This window comes from Siccirubricoccus soli (assembly GCF_024178315.1).
GTDB lineage: Bacteria > Pseudomonadota > Alphaproteobacteria > Acetobacterales > Acetobacteraceae > Siccirubricoccus > Siccirubricoccus soli.
In genome coordinates, this window is the sequence record NZ_JAMZIK010000248.1 from 1 (window position 1) to 1,970 (window position 1,970).

1 protein-coding gene is annotated in these 1,970 nt (G+C 79.6%); it reads left to right on the forward strand.

The annotated features are described in order from the left end of the window. Positions 1-27: 27 nt before the first annotated feature. On the forward strand, positions 28-1,970 hold a 1,943-nt coding region (locus NJ376_RS27620), incomplete at its 3' end, for a hypothetical protein (protein ID WP_252956573.1).

The window sequence follows — 1,970 nt, forward strand, 5'->3', positions numbered from 1 at the left end:
CCGCCGCCCGCCCCGCCGCCGGAGGCCATGCCCGCCCGGCTGCTCGGCCAGCCCGGGCAGGACCGCGCCTTGCTGCTCGCCTACCCCGCCGGCACCGGCGCCGCGCTGCTGCACCGCGGCGGCGCCTGGCTGGCTGCCTTCGACAACCCCGTGCCACTCAATCTCGCGGCGCTCCGCAACGACCCGATCTTCGCCGCCGTGGCGGCCGAGCCGGTGCCCGGCGGCATGCTGCTGCGCCTGCCCCTGCCGGCCGGCACCCCGCCGCGCGCCCGGCGCACGCCCCAAGGCTGGGTGCTGGAGGCGGTGCGCAGCGCCGAGCCGCGCGACGCCGCCGCCGCCTCCGCCGGCCGCGCCATGGGGCTGGCGCTGGAGGGCAACCCGCCCGGCCGCCTCGCCATCCTGGCCGAGCAACCCACCCGCGTGCTGGCCATCGCCGATCCGGAGAGCGGCCTGCCCCTGCTCATCGGCCTGGTGGCGGTGGCCGGCCAGGCCATGCCGGTGGCCCGCCGCCTGCCGGAGCTGGATCTGGCCCCCACCCGCCTCGGCATCGCGGTGCTGGCGCGGGCGGACCGCGTCACCCTGCGCGCCGGGGCGGACCGCTTCCTCCTCGCCGCCGCCGGCGCCCGGCTGACCCTGGACGACTCCGCCGCCCGGCCCGCCGCCGCCCCGGCCATGACCCGCAGCTTCGACTTCCCCGCCATGTCGCCCGCCCAGCTGCTGGAACGCGTGCGCTCCCTGCAGACCGGGCTGGCGGCGGTGCCGCCGCTCTCGCGCGCACCACAGCGCCGGGCGGCGGCGGAGGCGCTGCTCGCCCTCGGCCTGCCGCAGGAGGCGCAATCGATGATCGGCCTCGGCATGGCCGAATCGCCGGTGGCCGCGGCGGATCCGGTGATGCGCGCCCTCGGCGGCATCGCCGCCCTGCTGGCCGGGCGGCTGGCGGAGGCGGCGCCGCTGCGCGAGGCCGGGCTGCCCGACAGCGATGAGCTGAGCCTCTGGCGCGCCCTGCTGGTGGTGGCGCAGGGGGAGCCGGCGGCGGCCGCTCCTGCGCTCGCCGCGACACTGCCGCTGCTGCTGGATTACCCGCTGCCGCTGCGCGCCCGGCTGCTGCCGCCGGTGGCGCTGGCCCTGGCGGAGGGCGGTGCGGCGACGGCGCTGCAATCCCTGCTGGCGGCGGCGCCACCGGAGCTGGATCTCGGCCTCGCCCGCGGCATCCTGGCGGAGGTGCAGGGCCGGCCGGAGGAGGCGCTGGCCGCCTATGACCGGGTGGCCCAGGGGCGGGACCGGCTGGCCCGCGTCCGCGCGCTGCGGCGGGCGATCGAGCTGCGCCTCGCCACCGGCCGCATGGACACCGCCGCCGCGGCGCGGGCGATGGAGGCCACGCTCTTCGCCTGGCGCGGTGATGCCAGCGAGGTGGCGGCGCGGCTGCGCGTGGCGGAGCTGCGCCGCAGCGCCGGCGATGCCCGCGGCGCCATGGCCCTGCTGAAGGAGAGCGAGCCGCTCTTCCCCGAGCAGGCGGCGCAGATCCGCGCCGGCATCGCCGAGGCCTTCGCCGCGGCGCTGGAGAGCGAGGCGCCGCTCTCCGCCATCGCGCTGTTCGACGCCTATCCGGAGCTGCTGCCGCAGGGCGAGCGCGGTGAGCAGGCGGTGCTGCTGCTGGCGGAGCGGCTGGCGGCGCTGGAGCTGGTGGACCGCGCCGCCACGCTGTTGCGCCAGGCGGCGGAGCGCGCCACCGGGCCGCAGCGCGCCTCGCTCGGCCTTCGCCTCGGCGCGCTGCGACTCGCCGAAGGCGATGCCGCCGGCGCGCTGGAGGCGCTGGCGACGACCGAGCTGCCGGGCCTGCCGCCGGCGCTGGCGGAGGGGCGGATGATGCTGGCGGCGCGGGCCGAGGCGCGGCGCGGCCGGCTGGCGGAGGCGCGACAGATGCTGGAGCCGCTCGGGCCCGCAGGGCAGGAGACCCTGGCCGATCTGCT